Annotated in this window: 14 protein-coding genes; 2 read left to right on the top strand and 12 right to left on the bottom strand. The window is 44.4% G+C overall.

All coding sequences use genetic code 11. The annotated features are described in order from the left end of the window. Positions 1 to 16 precede the first annotated feature (16 nt). The 7 genes from ACQCT5_RS08055 to ACQCT5_RS08025 all read right to left on the bottom strand — a co-directional run bounded on the left by ACQCT5_RS08055 (position 17) and on the right by ACQCT5_RS08025 (position 9914). Positions 17 to 2215 (bottom strand): RelA/SpoT family protein, encoded by a 2199-nt coding sequence (locus ACQCT5_RS08055; RefSeq protein WP_499640745.1) that lies wholly within the window; start codon positions 2213 to 2215, stop codon positions 17 to 19. A 333-nt stretch (positions 2216 to 2548) separates the two neighbouring features. Further along, complete coding sequence (locus tag ACQCT5_RS08050; protein ID WP_499640743.1) at positions 2549 to 3061, bottom strand: adenine phosphoribosyltransferase; 513 nt, start codon at positions 3059 to 3061, stop codon at positions 2549 to 2551. Between the two features lie 14 nt (positions 3062 to 3075). Further along, the gene (recJ, locus tag ACQCT5_RS08045) at positions 3076 to 5421 is read right to left on the bottom strand and encodes a single-stranded-DNA-specific exonuclease RecJ (protein WP_499640741.1); all 2346 of its coding nucleotides are present in this window, start codon (positions 5419 to 5421) and stop codon (positions 3076 to 3078) included. A 424-nt stretch (positions 5422 to 5845) separates the two neighbouring features. Then, the gene (locus ACQCT5_RS08040) at positions 5846 to 6145 is read right to left on the bottom strand and encodes a LapA family protein (protein WP_499640739.1); all 300 of its coding nucleotides are present in this window, start codon (positions 6143 to 6145) and stop codon (positions 5846 to 5848) included. A gap of 28 nt (positions 6146 to 6173) precedes the next feature. Then, a complete protein-coding gene (locus ACQCT5_RS08035) occupies positions 6174 to 7067 on the bottom strand; it encodes a cation diffusion facilitator family transporter (protein ID WP_499640737.1) in 894 nt (297 codons plus the stop codon). Between the two features lie 112 nt (positions 7068 to 7179). Next, positions 7180 to 9432, bottom strand: a complete 2253-nt coding sequence (gene secDF, locus ACQCT5_RS08030; protein ID WP_499640735.1) for a protein translocase subunit SecDF — start codon at positions 9430 to 9432, stop codon at positions 7180 to 7182. 200 nt (positions 9433 to 9632) lie between these two features. Then, positions 9633 to 9914, bottom strand: coding sequence for a post-transcriptional regulator (locus ACQCT5_RS08025; RefSeq protein ID WP_499640733.1), 282 nt, complete (start codon positions 9912 to 9914; stop codon positions 9633 to 9635). 156 nt (positions 9915 to 10070) lie between these two features. On the opposite strand from ACQCT5_RS08025, the gene spoVB reads away from it, so the two are divergent. Further along, entirely contained in the window at positions 10071 to 11627 is a 1557-nt protein-coding gene (spoVB, locus tag ACQCT5_RS08020) for a stage V sporulation protein B (RefSeq protein WP_499640731.1), read from the top strand. A gap of 32 nt (positions 11628 to 11659) precedes the next feature. Here the strand turns inward: spoVB and ACQCT5_RS08015 are convergent, their stop codons facing one another. Both ACQCT5_RS08015 and ACQCT5_RS08010 read right to left on the bottom strand, forming a co-directional pair. Then, a complete protein-coding gene (locus ACQCT5_RS08015; protein ID WP_499640729.1) occupies positions 11660 to 12316 on the bottom strand; it encodes a DUF421 domain-containing protein in 657 nt (218 codons plus the stop codon). Positions 12317 to 12441: 125 nt separating this feature from the next. Next, positions 12442 to 13722: an ArsB/NhaD family transporter gene (locus ACQCT5_RS08010; RefSeq protein WP_499640727.1), complete on the bottom strand. Its 1281-nt coding sequence runs from the start codon at positions 13720 to 13722 to the stop codon at positions 12442 to 12444. Positions 13723 to 13864: 142 nt separating this feature from the next. Between ACQCT5_RS08010 and ACQCT5_RS08005 the strand changes: the two genes are divergently transcribed. Beyond that, positions 13865 to 14254 carry a TIGR04086 family membrane protein gene (locus ACQCT5_RS08005; RefSeq protein ID WP_499640725.1) on the top strand — a complete coding sequence of 130 codons (390 nt, stop codon included), beginning with the start codon at positions 13865 to 13867 and terminating at the stop codon, positions 14252 to 14254. Positions 14255 to 14354: 100 nt separating this feature from the next. Here ACQCT5_RS08005 and yajC read toward each other — a convergent pair whose 3' ends face one another. From yajC to queA, 3 genes are all read right to left on the bottom strand, one after another. Beyond that, the gene (gene yajC, locus ACQCT5_RS08000) at positions 14355 to 14618 is read right to left on the bottom strand and encodes a preprotein translocase subunit YajC (protein ID WP_386640496.1); all 264 of its coding nucleotides are present in this window, start codon (positions 14616 to 14618) and stop codon (positions 14355 to 14357) included. Positions 14619 to 14660: 42 nt separating this feature from the next. Beyond that, positions 14661 to 15800 (bottom strand): tRNA guanosine(34) transglycosylase Tgt, encoded by a 1140-nt coding sequence (tgt, locus tag ACQCT5_RS07995; RefSeq protein WP_204416078.1) that lies wholly within the window; start codon positions 15798 to 15800, stop codon positions 14661 to 14663. A gap of 208 nt (positions 15801 to 16008) precedes the next feature. Next, positions 16009 to 17037, bottom strand: coding sequence for a tRNA preQ1(34) S-adenosylmethionine ribosyltransferase-isomerase QueA (gene queA, locus ACQCT5_RS07990; protein ID WP_499640722.1), 1029 nt, complete (start codon positions 17035 to 17037; stop codon positions 16009 to 16011).

Here is a 17037-nt window from a genome sequence, read left to right as displayed (position 1 = left end):
ACCGAAAAACCCTCACTTACTGCATTATTCTACGTACCGCATAAATATCTGGAATCTGCTTGATACGCTCCACAACCTTTTGCAGGTGGCTGATGTTATGGATGGCAATGGCCATATGAATGCTTGCCATTTTATTGCGATCCGATTTGCCTGAAACGGCGTTGATATCCGTTTTTGTTTCATTGACCGCCTGCAACACCTCATTCAGGAGGCCTCTGCGATCATACCCTGTGATTTCTATTTCCACATTGTACTCGCGGTTTTCTTTCATGTCGCCTTCCCACTCCACATCGATTATACGATCGTTCGTTCCTTCCGCAACAACGTTTGCACAATCTGCGCGATGGACCGATACCCCGCGTCCACGAGTGATGAAGCCGACGATTTCGTCGCCAGGAACCGGATTACAGCATTTGGACAAGCGCACCAGTAGGCTGTCTATCCCTTGCACCACGACTCCAGCATCCTTTTTCTTCTTAGCTGGTACCGTCTTTTTCTTCTCTGCATTTTCCGTTATATCTGTGATCTGCTGTTCCTGATCACGTTTGCGGCGCTGTTTTTCTGTCAGTCGGTTGGCTACCTGCAGGGCGGTGATCCCGTTATAGCCGACAGCCGCAAACATATCCTCTTCATTCATAAAGTTGAACTTTTCAGCAACTCTGCTAATGTTCTCTGATTGAAGGATCTCCTTTAAATCAAAGTCCATATTCTTAATTTCTTTTTCGACCAGATCGCGTCCCTTTTCGACATTCTCTTCGCGGCGCTGCTTTTTGAAGAACTGACGGATCCTGTTCTTCGCCTGGGAAGTTTGCGCAAGCTTCAGCCAATCCTGGCTAGGACCATATGAATGCTTGGAGGTCAGTATTTCGATGATGTCACCAGTCTTTAATTTATAATCAAGGGTGACCATCTTTCCGTTCACTTTTGCACCAATCGTTTTGTTCCCGATCTCCGAGTGTATCCGATAGGAAAAATCGATTGGAACCGATCCCGATGGAAGCTCAATAACATCACCCTTTGGTGTAAAGACAAATACCATGTCAGAGAAAAGGTCGATTTTCAGAGATTCCATAAATTCCTCGGCATTGGTCGCATCATTCTGCCACTCCAGGATCTCGCGGAACCATGTAAGCTTTTCTTCTAAAGTGGAACGTTCATCTGCCACCTTATCCTCTTTATACGCCCAGTGCGCAGCGATCCCGTACTCTGCGATCTGATGCATTTCGGATGTGCGGATCTGCACTTCAAGCGGATCCCCTTTTGGACCGATGACGGTCGTATGAAGAGACTGGTACATATTCGGTTTAGGCATGGCAATATAATCCTTGAAGCGGCCAGGCATCGGCTTCCAGCATGTGTGAATGATTCCAAGAACGGCATAGCAATCCTTGATGCTGTTCACGATGATGCGCACGGCCAATAGGTCGTATATTTCACTGAACTGCTTGTTTTGCATGGCCATTTTGCGGTAGATGCTGTATATATGCTTCGGTCGACCTGAGAGATCCGCTTCAATTTCCACTTCTTCGAGGCGGTCTGTCACTTCTCCCATGACTTCCTTGATATACAGCTCACGCTCGGCACGCTTGCGTTTCATCAGATTGACGATACGGTAGTATTGCTGGGGGTTGAGGTAGCGCAAGGCAGTGTCCTCAAGCTCCCATTTTATTTTCGAAATCCCCAGACGGTGTGCAAGCGGAGCGAAAATCTCCAGCGTTTCATTGGAAATCCTGCGCTGCTTCTCCTGCGGAAGATGCTTTAAGGTCCGCATGTTATGAAGCCGGTCTGCAAGCTTAATGAGAATCACGCGGATATCCTGTGCCATGGCGACGAACATTTTCCGGTGATTTTCCGCCTGCTGCTCTTCCTGGGATTTGTATTTGATTTTACCTAGCTTGGTTACGCCGTCCACCAGCATGGCAACCTCTGCATTGAATGCTTCCTTTATCTCATCCAATGTGATGGCGGTATCTTCGACAACATCATGAAGAAACCCAGCCGCAATGGTAGATGGATCTAAGTCAAGGTCGACAAGGATGCCTGCGACCTGTATCGGATGGATAATATAAGGCTCACCTGATTTACGATACTGTTCTGCATGAGCATTTTTAGCAAACTCATAAGCCTTTTCTAAAAATACGATGTCCTCGCTCTTTAAATAGCGCCTCGCATTATCTATCACCTGGTCTGCAGTTAACACTTGCTCATTTGCCATATTTCTACTCACCTTTTTGACTTTCTCTTATTTGTATGAAGTATTTGAAAACTTGTTCCGTTCCAAGTCTTATTCATTATAGACAGATTACTGCAATGTTTATAAATAAAAATATATTGTAATTATTATCATGAAATTTCAAGTAGATGTAAAGGGCTTATGCAGCAAAAATAAAGATTTGTCGACAGATTTTTTAGGAATCCCTGTAAAATTTATACTTTTCCTGTGAAAAATTTAACAAATCGATGATCTTGCACGTCGGAAGAAATAATGGAAGGGGAAAAATATGAAAAAAACTAGAGCAAGGATGAGTTGCTCTAGTCCGTATAAATATTAGTATTTCATCAATGTTAAGATATCAAAGTCATTTAGCTTGCTGCGTCCGTCTAAGTAGGACAGTTCGATCAGGAACGCAATACCGGCTACCACTCCGCCCAGCTCTTGAACTAGCTTGATGGTCGCTTCGATTGTTCCTCCTGTTGCAAGCAGATCGTCCGTGATCAGTACACGCTGACCTGGTTTGATTGCATCCTTGTGAATGGTCAGAACATCTTTACCGTATTCAAGGCCATATTCCACTCGCGCGACTTCACGAGGCAATTTTCCTTCTTTACGTACCGGAGCAAAACCAACTCCCAAAGAATATGCAACCGGACACCCGATAATAAATCCACGAGCTTCTGGTCCAACAACAAGGTCAATTTGCTTTTCACGAGCATATTCAACAATCTGGTCTGTTGCATAACGGTATGCGTCACCATTGTCCATTAATGTCGTAATGTCCTTAAATTGAATACCTGGTTTTGGCCAATCAGGAACAATCGTAATATATTTCTTTAAATCCATCTTCTTTTTTCCTCCTATGAATGAACAGTGCACTGTTTGGTTAGATGCTGATCAAACCACGCTTTTAATTGTTTATATGAAGAGTATAAAAACAAGTTTTCAAGCATCACTTGCTGCTGCTTTTTGCGATATGTCGGAGACTCTTCAAAATCCCGTTTTTCCGCCGCATTGTTCAATGCGATAAAGCCCTTGTCTATTGTAACAAATTCTAGTTCAAAAAACACCTGTGACATGAAATCTATTGTTTCTTTTGACCAGCCTCGATGTTTCGCGATTTCTTCGGCGTACCTGTTCAAATCAAACGGACCTTTTTTGGAAAGGAAGCCGTAGTACCACTTAAAGTGGTCCCTTGTCGGGATGGTGGAAAAATAATGATTTTCCTTTTGATAAAAAGAAGCGTAGATGCGGGATGGTGAAGAGTTTCGCAATAGGCTGGCAAGTGTTTCCTCTCCGCTTGGAATATCCAGCAGCACGATGTATTTATCCTCTACATCGATTTCTGTTCCTGGCTTAACATGTGTAAGATAAGGAAGATGTTCCTCTCCTAATTTCACTTCTTCCAATGTTGCAGTATTAAAGAACAGTATTTGTAGATTCTTCTTATCTATTCCTTGCAGGGTTTGATTCAGCTGCTTCGCTGAACGAATATCAAACAGTTGCCACTCTGCAATTCTAAGGTCCTTTACAAAAAGCTGGGGCTTTCGGAAATTATTCCACTCATTGATGGCAAGTTCCCCCAAAACATCTAGGGACGCAATGGGTGACACATGGTGATAGGTTTCCCCAAATCCGAACCCGACACAATCTAGCACGCTTCCTTCCTTCTCGATGACAAGCTTCAGATGATTGCTCTTGTTGCCTATCTGGCGAATCTGCTGCGGCAATGCACCTTTCACCAATACTTTCGGCTTCGGATTTGCCACACCGTATGGGGCAAGCTTCTCCAACTGCTCGATTGATTCCAGTGTTATTTCGTTCAGCTCACATTCAATATCCACTTCTGTAATCGGGGTGAAATCTTCCTCCGACAAAATGGTATCTGCAATGGTCTTCATTCGATCACGGAGCTCGTCCACATTTTCCAATTTCAAGGTCATACCAGCTGCCATCGGATGTCCGCCAAAGTGCGGGAGAATATCCCTGCAAGTGGAAAGGTTTTCAAACAGGTCAAACCCTGGTATGGAACGCGCAGAACCTTTTGCAAGACCCTTTTCCTCATCAAGGCTCAGCACGATGGTTGGTCGATAGAAACGGTCCACCAGTCTTGAGGCCACAATACCGATGACGCCAGCATTCCAGTTATGTCCTGTTACGATCAGAAATGAATTCTCATCAGGAGGGTACATTTCCTCAACCTGATTGATTGCTTCTTCGGTAATTTGTGTGACAATCTGCTGTCTTTCTTTATTGTAAGCTTCCATTTCCTCGGCTAGCGCTTTTGCTTCTTGGGCATCTTCCGTCATTAAAAGGTGTACGGCTGGGTCTGCATTGTCGAGGCGTCCCACTGCATTGATCCTCGGTCCGATGGAGAACCCGATTGTCTCTTCTGTAATGGTATGGAGTTCCACCCCGCATTTTTGCAGCAAGGCCTTTAATCCGACTCTTTTGGTCTGCTGCATCTTTTTGATCCCTTTGGAAGCCAGTAGTCTGTTTTCATCCACTAAAGGTACAAGGTCAGCAATCGTTCCTATAGCCGCCACTTCCAGAAGATGCTCCGGATTCTTCCCTAAAAGCGCATGGGCCACTTTATAGGCGACGCCAACTCCAGCAAGGTCTTTGAATGGATATGGGCACGTTTCTTTCTTAGGATGGATGATGGCATATGCATCCGGTAGAACGGGTCCAGGCTCGTGGTGGTCGGTAATGATCAGGTCGACGCCCAGATCCCTCGCCACATCCGCTTCATGCAGAGCGGAAATTCCGGTATCGACTGTGATGATGATGGAATATCCACTTTCCTTGGCTTGCCTGAATGCAGTTTCATTTGGTCCATAACCTTCTGTAAAACGGTTGGGAATATAGAAATCCACCTTCGCTCCTTTTTCTCTGAGAGCTGTAACCATCACAGTGGTACTGCTTACTCCATCGGCATCATAATCACCAAATACCAATATCTTTTCTTCATTCTGTATTGCCGTTTCTATTCTCTGAACGACCTTTTCCATGTCTTCCAACAGGAATGGGTCATGAAATTCTTGGGTCTCTGTATTCAAAAAACTTTTTGCGGTCTCGTAATCATCCAGTCCCCTGTTTACGAGGAGGGAAGCAATAAGAGGCGCCACTTTCAGGCTTTCCGCCAATTTCCGTACCTGCTCTTGGTCAGGCTTATTTACATTCCAACGTGATTTAGAAGCTAGCAAACGAATTCCTCCCTTAGCTTAACTTATTATACTAGAGAGAGGGTCTCCCTTCAATTGGAAAAAGTGAGTTAATCACTTTAGGGAGCATGGTTTTTCTTTGTTTGAGGCGGGTTTTAAAATTATGAAGTTTTTGACATCTAATTTATACTTCGTCACTTTTAAACACCGCTGTTGATTTCCGCACTAGGCTGCGCTTTCCGCGGGGCGTTTTGTGGAGCCTCCTCGGCTTTGCCTGCGGGGTCTCCCCTAAACGCTTCCTCCCGCAGGAGTCTTCGCCTATTGCTCCAATCAACAACAGCTAGATTCTTAAAAAATGAACACTCGACATTAAAAAGGATCCTATTTTAAAAGATTTACGCAAAAAAAAATGCAGCCCAACTATATTGGACTGCCCTACACTGAAATTGTTATAAGCTTATCTACCTCAAATTGTACCTTTCTTTTCTTCATTTTCATTTGGCACTTTCACATTTTCAGAAGAAGGTTTTTCCATATGCCTGGACTTCGCTTGCATTTTCCGCTTCAGCTTGATTACCTGATACACGCCGATGGAACCGGCAATGACGATTCCCATCAATGCGGAGAATAAAATGACCAATACGAGGGGCCATTCCGCTGTACCAAATAAATAGTCAACTTCCACCGGGGCTACATTCAGTACCGCAAAGATCGCCACTATGATGGTAAAGATAAATCCGGCCAATAGATACCACTGACTTTTCATATTTCACTCCTCCTTCAAATCCTGTGATTCAAGATTCCGAATATGGATTGATATGGACAAACACATCCTGGACTTCACGGTTTTCAAGCAGCTTCGCCTTTACGTCTTTCCCTATCTTATGCCCTTCTTCCACTGTTATGTAAGGGTCAACAGATATTTTCAGGTCCACAATGACATAATGTCCGTGTTCCCTGGCATGCAATGCATCAATCTTCAGGACACCAGGAACGGAAGTCACCACTACTCTGAACTCCTCTGTGTCTTCCTCATGCATGACATGATCCATCGTATTATGGATCGACTCTGAACCCAGCTGCCATGATATCTTGATAATCAAAGCCGCTACAAAAAGTCCTGCTACCGGATCGAGATAGACCAACCAATCCACTCCGATATAACTACCGAAAATCGCTCCTCCAATTCCTATGAGCGCTGCAATGGAAGAGAACACATCAGACCTGTGTTCATATGCATTGACAATAATGGCGTCACTCTTTATTTTCTTTCCCAAATTATACTTATAGCGAAACATCACTTCTTTTACGACAATGGAAATGATCACGACATACACTGCTAGCATCTTTGGTGCATCGATAGGTTCAAAGAATGCTACGAAGGAGGATTTCCCTATTTCGAAGCCAACAATCAGTAAAAGGACAGCAACAATAATGGCTGCGATATTTTCCGCCTTGCCGTGGCCGTAAGGATGATCTTCATCCGGTGGCTGTTTGGCAGCCTTCAATCCTATGTATACAGCTAAGGAGCCTGCTACATCTGAAGCGGAATGGACTGCATCCGCTACAAGTGCGCGGCTATTTGCAACGACTCCGGCCCATCCTTTCAGAATGGCAAGTACAATGTTCCCCACGACACCTACCAACGCAGCAAATTCAGCTTTTTTAAAGCGCTCATTATGGTCCAAGACGCACACCTCTCTTTTTTATGCTTCTTCTATTGTACCCGAAACTTCCGCTATATTTTACTATATATAAAAAATGCCGCAGAAATTGCTTCTGCGACATTCTTTCATAAGCTTATACTTCCGGCTCCGCTTCCTCAAGCTGGACCTTTTTCGGTTTGGACAATTGTTTATGTTTCCAGATCAGCCATAGCTGTGCCGCTATGAACAAGGAAGAATACGTACCTGCAATTAGTCCCACCAGCAAGGCAATGGAGAAGCCTGTAATGGATTCACTTCCGAAGATCAACAGACCGATTACTGCAAAGACGACCGTAATGACTGTATTGATGGAACGGACCAACGTTTGCTGCAAGCTTTTATTGACAATCTCGGCCAAATCTTCGTAAGTTTTAATTCGTTTTTTCTTCTTCATATTCTCTCTGATCCGGTCAAAAGTAACAATCGTATCATTGATGGAATACCCGACAATGGTCAGGACTGCAGCAATGATCGTGATATCCACTTCCAAACGTACAAGACTGAAGAATGCGACCATGAAAAATGCATCATGGAAAAGTGCCACGATAGCGGCAAGGGCAAACAGCCATTCAAACCTGATGGTGACATAGATGATGATTCCGATCGCAGCAATCAGTACCGCAAAAAATGCATTTCGTGCAAGTTCCTGACCTACTGTAGGAGAGACCGTGCTGACATTCGGCTCTGAACCATATTTATCTGCAATGGAAGTTTTTATCTCGGCCACTTCCGCTTGCGTGAAGCTGTCCAAATATCTTGCAACAGCTATTTCATTATTATTTCCTGCCAATACGACATCTTTAGGTTCATATCCAAGTGAAGTCAATTCCTCGGTCACTTCTTTTGCGGAAAGACTGGAATCGGCCATTATTTCCACACGTGTCCCACTTGCAAAGTCAATTCCCAGATTCAGGCGGAATACCGCAAGTAGAATGATACCTACGACAATCATCGTTCCGGAGAAAATGAAGAACTTTTTGCTGTGTTTCACAAAATCCCAATTCTCATAACGGTTTGGCGGTTCTGTATGTTCATCTGTCATATTGATATCCAGAACGTCGGCCTTCTTCACTCCAAATAAGTGAGGCTTCTTGTTCAGCGCTCTACTGGAAACCCACAATCCAAGAAGAAGACGGGTTCCAAAAACTGCTGTAAGGAAACTTAACAGGATACTCACAATAAGCATGGTTGCGAACCCTTGTACAGAACTAGTACCGTATACGAACATTACAGCCGCTGCAAGCAGGGTAGTGATATTCGCATCCATAATAGTGGAAAGGGAGTTGCGGTTACCTGCCCTGAATGCGGACATAGGTGTTTTACCAAGCTTCAGTTCTTCTTTAATACGTTCATACGTAATAATGTTGGCATCTACTGCCATACCGACACCCAATATGAGTGCTGCGATACCAGGAAGGGTAAGTACCCCATTCATCAGATCAAACACTAACAAGATCAAGAAGATATATACACTTAACGTGATAATTGCCACGAATCCAGGAAGACGATAGACAAAAAGCATGAAAAGGAATATGATGCTGATCCCGATTGCTCCTGCCAATACCGTTTTCTGAAGGGCAGCTTCACCGAACTTCGCCCCGACGGATGTGGAATATACTTCTTCCAATTCGACCGGGAGGGAACCTGCGTTCAATAGTTCAGCCAATTCTTTTGCGGATTCGACCGAGAAGTTTCCACCTTGAATTTGCACTTCAGTGGTATTGAAAACTTCATCCACTCCAGCAGCAGAAAGGAATTTAGGGTTAGGCTTCTGTGACTCCGCTTCATAGGAGTCTACACCTTCCTCGAAATCAAGCCAGATGACCATCAGGTTCTGTCCTGGCCCCATTTCAACCACTTGACGTGTTACATCCGCAAACTGATCTGCAGACTTCAGTTTTAATGCTACACTCGGGCGGTTGTTGGAATCAAAGGATTGCGTTGCTCCATTCTCGGCAAGTGCCGACCCATTCATCAGTTCTTTATCATTTATGTCGCGGAAAGATAATTTAGCTTCCGTAGAGAGGAGCTCCCTTGCTTTCGTCTGATCGTCTACACCCGCAAGCTGCACACGGATGCGATCATCACCCTCAATCTGAATATTAGGTTCACTTACCCCTAATACGTTTACACGCTTATTCAATGCGCTTACCGTGCTGACGAGCGTCTCCCGGTCTAAAGCCGCATCCTTATTGATAGGTTTTACTTCATACAGGATCTCAAATCCACCCTGCAAGTCAAGACCGAGCTTGATATCATTTGCGATAGGCTTTGTAAATACTCCCATGACACTTCCTAATAGAATGAGAAGTAAAAAGAAAGCCACTATCCGTCCTCTTTTAACCACTATAAATCCTCCTTCTGCTTTTACCACTGGTGAGTGTTATTTATTACTACGGACACTTGGCATTAAACTTGGACTTTTTCCATGTTTATGTATGTATAGAAAAGTGCAATAGTCGCTCTATTCAAAAAAGCCAATATTTTGCCATCATGTACCATTATGAGTTAACTCTTTTCTACTGTCAATTCTTGTTGAAACTGGTTTTAATCCTTTTGTTCCTGAAAAAAGTTAGGCGCTTTATACGCTTCAATCGTGATATAGCTCATGTAATCGGTAATGGAAAGCCCATACACATCATTAACAAGCTGATGCAGCAATTTAGTCTCCGGGCGCTTCCAAGTTTTACGTGTCAGGCATTCCCATAATTCATCCTCGGTCACTTTATCATAGCCAAACAGCTGGAATTCCTCCAGCTTGCTTTGCAGAACAGGTGTCAAGTCGCTTCGGAAAAGATCATAAGCATGATAATTCGTCTCTTTCATCATTCAAGGTACCTCCATTTTATTTTCTACATAGAAATGTACAAGTACGTCATGCCTCTCCCTTTAAAAAGCGACCAATTCCTTGTCATGCTTGGCCTATGTACAAGCATATAGATAATTGTATACGATATGACGTTAATTGAGAAGGCAGGTTATAGCATGACGAAGCAAACCTTTTTAAGGGGAACGCTGATCCTCATTGTAGCCGGATTCATCACCCGTATTCTGGGGTTCATCAATCGGATTGTGGTTGCCAGATTTATTGGCGAGGAAGGCGTAGGTCTTTATATGATGGCTGTTCCGACTCTCGTTCTTACAATTACCATTACACAGCTCGGATTGCCGGTTGCCATCTCCAAGCTTGTCGCCGAAGCGGAAGCACAGGGCAATCACCGCAAGATTAAGAAGATCCTGATCGTATCGCTTGCCACTACCGGTACTTTGAGCATCATCTTTACACCGGCCATGATTCTTCTGGCTCCTTATCTATCCACACATCTCTTCACAGATCCAAGAACGTATTATCCATTGCTTGCCATCGCGCCGGTTGTCCCGATCATTGCGATATCCTCCGTATTGCGGGGCTATTTCCAAGGCAGGCAGAATATGAAACCATCCGCCATCTCCCAGGTTATCGAACAGGTTGTCCGCATCTCGCTAGTTGCTGCATGTACAAAGGCACTGCTTCCATACGGGATCGAATATGCCGCAGCAGGTGCGATGCTTTCTGCCGTGGCAGGTGAGCTCATGTCCTTGCTTTACATGGTATTTGTCTTTAAAAACAAAAAGAGTTTTCGATTGCGCAAGAAATTTTTCAGCTATGTGGGAGAAGGGAAACAAACTTTCAACGATTTGATGCGAATTGCCATCCCGACAACCGGAAGCCGGATGATCGGTTCCATCGCATGGTTCTTTGAGCCTATTGTAGTGGCACAAAGTCTGGCAATTGCGGGGGTAGCAACCTCTCTTGCTACAAAGCAGTATGGAGAATTAGTAGGTTTTGCACTTCCGCTTCTCATGCTGCCATCCTTTATTACTTATTCCTTATCGACCGCCCTAGTTCCTGCCATAAGTGAGGCGGCAGCGAAAAAAAACTCGATTCTTATCGAACACCGCCTGCAGCAGGCACTCAGATTATCATTTGTCTCAGGTGGAATAGCCGTTGTACTGCTTTTTGTTTTTGCAGATCCCATCATGCTCTTCATGTACGGCAGCAGTAAAGCAGCAATATATATTAAAGTGATGGCTCCTTTTTTCCTGTTCTACTATTTCCAAGGACCACTTCAGGCAACCCTGCAGGCACTCGATCTGGCAAAGGCCGCGATGATCAATAGCTTTATAGGGGCTTTGGTGAAAACCGGCGTGATTTTCGTGCTTGCAAGCAAACCAAGCTTCGGAATCATGGGGGCAGCACTCGGAATCGTGATCGGCATGATGCTCGTTACGATGCTTCATATGGCTACCATCATGAAAGTCCTCTCCTACTCCCTGTACGTACGGGATTATGTAAAAAGCTTCATCACCATGGGTATATGCACCATCAGCGGAAAATGGATGCTCGATCATTGGATGCTCGATCTGACCTTCGGGAAACGAAGCTTACTATTCATTTTCCTAACCTGTCTGCTCTATATCGCCCTCCTGTTCCTATTCGGTCTTGTCAAACGGGAGGAACTTGCCCGGGTGCCGTTTTTGAAAAGGTGGATTGTGAAATAAAAAGACAGTGGCGATTTTTTCGCCACTGTCTTTTATTCGTCTATTAAATCAATAAAGAATACACCGTTGTTGTAGCTGCAATAGGAAATTTTTCTGAAATCTTTATAACCCAGATCTCGTAGTTGCTGACGTAGCCAAAGGTTGGTTTTCCCGATCTGCTTTAAATGTTCTTCCTGGATTGCGCCGTCCATGATCAAAGGCAGATTGAGCGTGCCCTCCTCTTTACTATCACTATCTTTGTTTTTTTCAAAGACAGAAAGCTTTCCGGACGCCTCCAAGATGGCAAACTCGACATCGGCCACGTTTTTCACATTCTTTTCCCGAAGCTGTACGAGTAGATCTTCAAAATTGTAGCGCTGTTTCCTCATCTCTTTTTCATCAATTTTTCCTTTGTTAATGATGACACTCGGCTTTCCATCAATCAGCTCTCTTATTCTCTGGCTTTTGAGCGATACGAATGCAAGGATGATCTGGATACCCATGAGGATCAACATCGGCAATAGCGCGACCATCAATTCGTCTTTCGGATTCTCAATGGCAACCACCGCCATCTCAGCAATCATGATAAAGACGACCAGATCGAGTACACTCAATTCCCCGATCTCCCGCTTCCCCATCACCCGGAAAATAAAGAGGATCACGATGTAAAGAAAAATGGTCCGCGCGATTATGATTACGTACTCCTCCATAGGGAATGATCGCCTCCTTTGCAACAAGCTCCAAAAAACATGTTAGGAGTAGTCTTTGCAAGAAAGGCATTATCATGTCAAACAGGATTTTCCAAGTAAGGATAACGCCTGTTTTCTCATGGAGCCTAAAAATAAATCAAATACCGAAAGTATATATAAACGGTGGAGATTATTAATGAGAAAATCACTACAGTTAATCCTATCTTCATAAAGGAAAGGAAACCAAGCGGGTGATTGGATTTTGCGGCTAGTCCTGCCACCACCAAATTCGAAGAGGAACCTAGCAAGGTGCCGTTTCCGCCCAAGCAGGCACCAAGCGCAAGCGACCACCATAACGGGTCCAGATTCGTCATCCCATAGTCCTCGAATTCGCTGATTACAGGAATCATTGCAGCAACAAAAGGAATGTTATCCACGAAACCAGAAAGAAGCCCGGTCAGCCAAAGAATCAAAAGGGCAGTCGTTTTGTAGTCCCCTTCTGTAGTAAAAATGATTCCCCTTGCCAGTTCATCAATGATACCCACTTCCTCCAGTCCTCCGACCAATAGAAATAGCCCCATGAAAAAGAACAAGGTTCCCCATTCCACCTCTTTGAATATCTCCTCCGGCTTATACACGTCATGCGTTAAAAACAGGAGCAACAGGGCACCTGCCATCGCCACGGTTGTCAGGTCAAGATGGAGGAAAGTGTGCAGCATAAATCCAGCGATGGTAATCACCAGAACGGAAAGGGACTTTACCAGCGTGAAGTTCCAATTAACCTCTGCTTTCAGAGACTGGAGATTTTGTTGAAACTCTGCGCTAACCCTCAATTTATTCCGATACAGCAAAATCAGCCCGCCCATGGTGGTCAAAAAAATGATGAAAACAATTGGAGCAAGATGCATCAGAAAAGCATTAAATGTCAAATGTTCCACAGCCTGCCCTATCATGATGTTCGGTGGATCGCCAATCAAAGTGGCTGTTCCCCCGATATTTGCAGAAAGTATCACCGCAACCAAATAAGGGATAGGCGGCAATCCAAGCAAAGTTGTCAAGGTTAGGATGATTGGAACCAGTAGAAGGACAATCGTCACATTCGCCAAAAATGCGGATCCGAATGCTGTAAGAACGGATACTGCTATTAAAAGAGGGACCCCCCTCCCATTGACCGCTTTTGCCAAAAGAATAGCGATGTATTCAAATATCCCGGTTTGACTGGTGATTGTCACAATGACCATCATGGAGAAAAGCAGCGCGATCGTGTTCCAATCCATATACGTCAAAAATGCGGTATCTGTGGTGAGGGCGCCGGCCATAAGCATGGCTACCCCTCCGATACAAGCTATAACGGCCCGGTCATATTTTTCTGTCATGATTACCACATACGTCAGGATAAAAATGATCAATGTCAGTATCGTAAGCATTGTTCTTCCACCCAGCCTCTCCGTTCTCTCCCCTTCTACATTGTATGACGCATGTCCCAGAAAATATTTGTATTCTATATTTTTCTACTGGTGAATATGCTTGTATTACTTACCATGTTGGACAAAGAGAGGAGAAAGAACAATGGAATCAAAAAGACTGGGACTCGCCATCATGTATGGCCTTATTACAATTTTTATATTCGCTATAGCAACAAGCCTGCTTTTTTCTTTATTGCTTCGTTTTACATCCCTCCAGGAATCTAGTGTAGCCTGGATCATTCTGACACTTTCCTTTTTGACCCTCTTTATAGGCGGCTTCGTATCCGGAGGCAAGGGCAGGGAAAAGGGCTGGATGCTTGGAGGTGCGACAGGAGGGGCATATTCGCTCATCATTTTTCTATTTCAATACCTGGGGAACGATTCGCTTTTTTCAATGAATCAGCTTTTCTTCCACCTGGGCTTTATCGCCGTTGCCATGCTGGGCGGTATTATTGGGGTGAACCTGAGCGGCGGGAAAATTTCCAATGCTTAATAGGCTCTTTTCTTAAAATTTGTTGTTTTACCGAAAACAGCCATAAAAAAAGAGCATGCATCACTCCATTTGATGGAATGAGCATGCTCTCTTTTTACTATTAGTCCTTGTTTACATCTCTGATCGCTTGACGATCGTATGTAAGACGAGATCCGTCACCTGTTTTCAGGACGATTTTGTCCTCATCCAGTGCATCCACGATTCCGTGCAACCCACCGATTGTAACAATTTTATCTCCCTTTTGCAGGTTTGTCTGCATTTCACGCACTTGCTTCTGACGCTTCTGCTGTGGACGAATTAAAAGGAAGTAGAAAATAGCGAACATTAGTAGTAAAGGCCAAATTACTCCAAGAATATCTTGCATTTATAGTCCTCCTTTCTTTATTTAAAGATTTAAGAAGAAGTTTTAGAAGTTTTTTGCATTCGGTTTATTGAATCCATATTTCTCGAAAAACTCTTCTTTGAAGTCCCCAAGGCGATCTTCACGGATCGCTTGTCGGACTTGCTCCATTAATTTTACCAGAAAATATAGGTTATGGTAAGTTGTAAGGCGAATTCCCAAAGTTTCGTCACATTTGATTAGGTGACGAATGTAAGCTCTGGAATAATTTGTGCAAGTATAGCAATCACACTCCGGATCTAGTGGCCCGAAATCACGTGCAAACTTTGCATTCTTCACAACGAGACGCCCTTCACTTGTCATTAATGTCCCATTACGTGCAATTCTAGTCGGTAGCACGCAGTCAAACATATCAATTCCACGCATTGCCCCATCAATTAGGGAATCCGGTGAACCAACCCCCATCAGGTAACGCGGTTTATCAGTAGGCAGCCAAGGCGTGGTAAATTCAAGTGTACGGTTCATGACATCCTTTGGCTCTCCAACCGAAAGTCCGCCAACTGCATAGCCAGGGAAGTCCATGGACACAAGATCCTGTGCACTTTGTTTACGCAAGTCTTCATACTCCCCACCTTGGACAATCCCGAATAATCCCTGATCCTGTGGACGCTGATGCGCTTTTAGACAGCGTTCTGCCCAACGGGATGTACGCTCCACCGATTTTTTCATATACTCATGTGTCGCAGGGAAAGGAGGACACTCATCGAATGCCATCATGATATCGGATCCAAGGTCGTTCTGGATCTGCATCGCTTTTTCAGGAGATAGGAAAAGCTTGTCCCCATTCATGTGATTGCGGAAATGAACGCCTTCCTCTTCAATTTTACGAAGATCGCTCAAACTGAATACCTGGAATCCGCCTGAGTCTGTCAAAATGGCACGGTCCCAGTTCATGAATTTATGAAGACCGCCCGCTTCCTTGACGATCTCATTTCCGGGACGAAGCCATAGATGATACGTATTACTCAAGATGATGCCGGCACCCATGGATTTAACATCCTCCGGTGACATCGTCTTTACTGTCGCCAAGGTACCTACCGGCATAAAGACCGGTGTTTCAAAAGATCCGTGTGGCGTGTGCACGATTCCTAGACGTGCTCCTGTCTGCTTACAAGTTTTGATTAGTTCATATCTGATTGCTGTCATTGGATTCTCCTTAGTACTCTTATAAAGGGTTTTCGCATACTTTGTTGCATTTGACGTATCTAACTTAACCACGTAAGATTCCTTGCTCTCGTGCTCTTTTCTCTTGTAACAATAGTTTTTTCTTTAAAGATAATGTTCCATTACTGTAGTAAAAAATCCAAAAGCCGATTTTTTACAGACATAAGCAACAAACTTTACGAAAAGAGCTTTATAAAATCAGCATCGCATCTCCAAAACTGAAAAAACGATACCTTTCGTTTACTGCTTCCTCGTAGGCTTTCATCACATGCTCGCGACCTGCCAGGGCACTGACCAGCATGATCAAGGTGGATTTCGGAAGATGGAAGTTTGTGATCATTCCATCAATCGCCATGAATTCATAGCCCGGATAGATGAAGATGTTCGTCCAGCCGCTCGCTTCCACAAATTCCCCATGATCACGTGCAATCGTCTCCAAGGTTCTTGTGGAGGTCGTTCCGACGGTTATGATCCTGCCGCCTTTTTCACGGACCTCATTCAACAGTCGTGCTGTACCTTCTGTTATCTGATAAAATTCCGCATGCATATCATGCTCTTCCACCGTATCTACACTGACCGGCCTGAATGTCCCAAGCCCAACATGCAGGGTAATGAATGCAGTATGCACCCCACGGTTGTTAAGCTCCTCCAACAATTCCTCCGTAAAATGAAGTCCTGCTGTCGGCGCTGCTGCTGAGCCCGTTTCCCTCGCAAAAACCGTCTGATAGCGGTCACGGTCCTCGAGCTGTTCCTTAATGTAAGGTGGCAGCGGCATTTCACCCAGACTGTCCAGCACTTCATAAAAGATTCCTTCATAACGGAATTCCAACTGACGGCCGCCATGGTCACTTTCACTCACACATACAGCGGTCAATCTGCCGTCACCAAAGGAGAGGACAGTACCAACCTTGACTCTTTTAGCCGGCTTGATAAGCGTTTCCCATGTGTCGCCCTCGATTTGCTTCAAAAGGAGCACTTCAATCTTGGCTCCGGTTTCGGCTTTTACCCCGAAAAGTCTTGCAGGCAATACTCTAGTATCATTCAAAACGAGGCAGTCCCCTGTCTTTACGTACTCCAAAATGGAGCGGAAGGACGCTTCATGCTTGATTGCGCCGGTTTCTTTGTTCAATACCATCAATCTTGATGCTTCCCTTTGTTCCAGAGGTGTTTGCGCAATAAGCTCCTCCGGCAAATGGAAATCAAATAAATCTATTTTCAT

Origin of the sequence: Sutcliffiella halmapala, assembly GCF_050107295.1 — a bacterium.
Lineage (GTDB): Bacteria > Bacillota > Bacilli > Bacillales > Bacillaceae_I > Sutcliffiella_A > Sutcliffiella_A halmapala_A.
This window is presented reverse-complemented; position numbering and strand designations above follow the sequence as displayed.

Bases quoted from the DNA above. Each gene is read 5' to 3' on its own strand.
- tgt (WP_204416078.1), bottom strand. From the start codon at position 15,800: ATGACAGCAATCAGATATGAACTAATCAAAACTTGTAAGCAGACAGGA.
- ACQCT5_RS08015 (WP_499640729.1), bottom strand. From the start codon at position 12,316: ATGGAGGAGTACGTAATCATAATCGCGCGGACCATTTTTCTTTACATC.
- queA (WP_499640722.1), bottom strand. From the start codon at position 17,037: ATGAAAATAGATTTATTTGATTTCCATTTGCCGGAGGAGCTTATTGCG.
- ACQCT5_RS08055 (WP_499640745.1), bottom strand. From the start codon at position 2,215: ATGGCAAATGAGCAAGTGTTAACTGCAGACCAGGTGATAGATAATGCG.
- ACQCT5_RS08010 (WP_499640727.1), bottom strand. From the start codon at position 13,722: ATGCTTACGATACTGACATTGATCATTTTTATCCTGACGTATGTGGTA.
- ACQCT5_RS08025 (WP_499640733.1), bottom strand. From the start codon at position 9,914: ATGATGAAAGAGACGAATTATCATGCTTATGATCTTTTCCGAAGCGAC.
- ACQCT5_RS08050 (WP_499640743.1), bottom strand. From the start codon at position 3,061: ATGGATTTAAAGAAATATATTACGATTGTTCCTGATTGGCCAAAACCA.
- ACQCT5_RS08040 (WP_499640739.1), bottom strand. From the start codon at position 6,145: ATGAAAAGTCAGTGGTATCTATTGGCCGGATTTATCTTTACCATCATA.
- ACQCT5_RS08005 (WP_499640725.1), top strand. From the start codon at position 13,865: ATGGAATCAAAAAGACTGGGACTCGCCATCATGTATGGCCTTATTACA.
- yajC (WP_386640496.1), bottom strand. From the start codon at position 14,618: ATGCAAGATATTCTTGGAGTAATTTGGCCTTTACTACTAATGTTCGCT.
- spoVB (WP_499640731.1), top strand. From the start codon at position 10,071: ATGACGAAGCAAACCTTTTTAAGGGGAACGCTGATCCTCATTGTAGCC.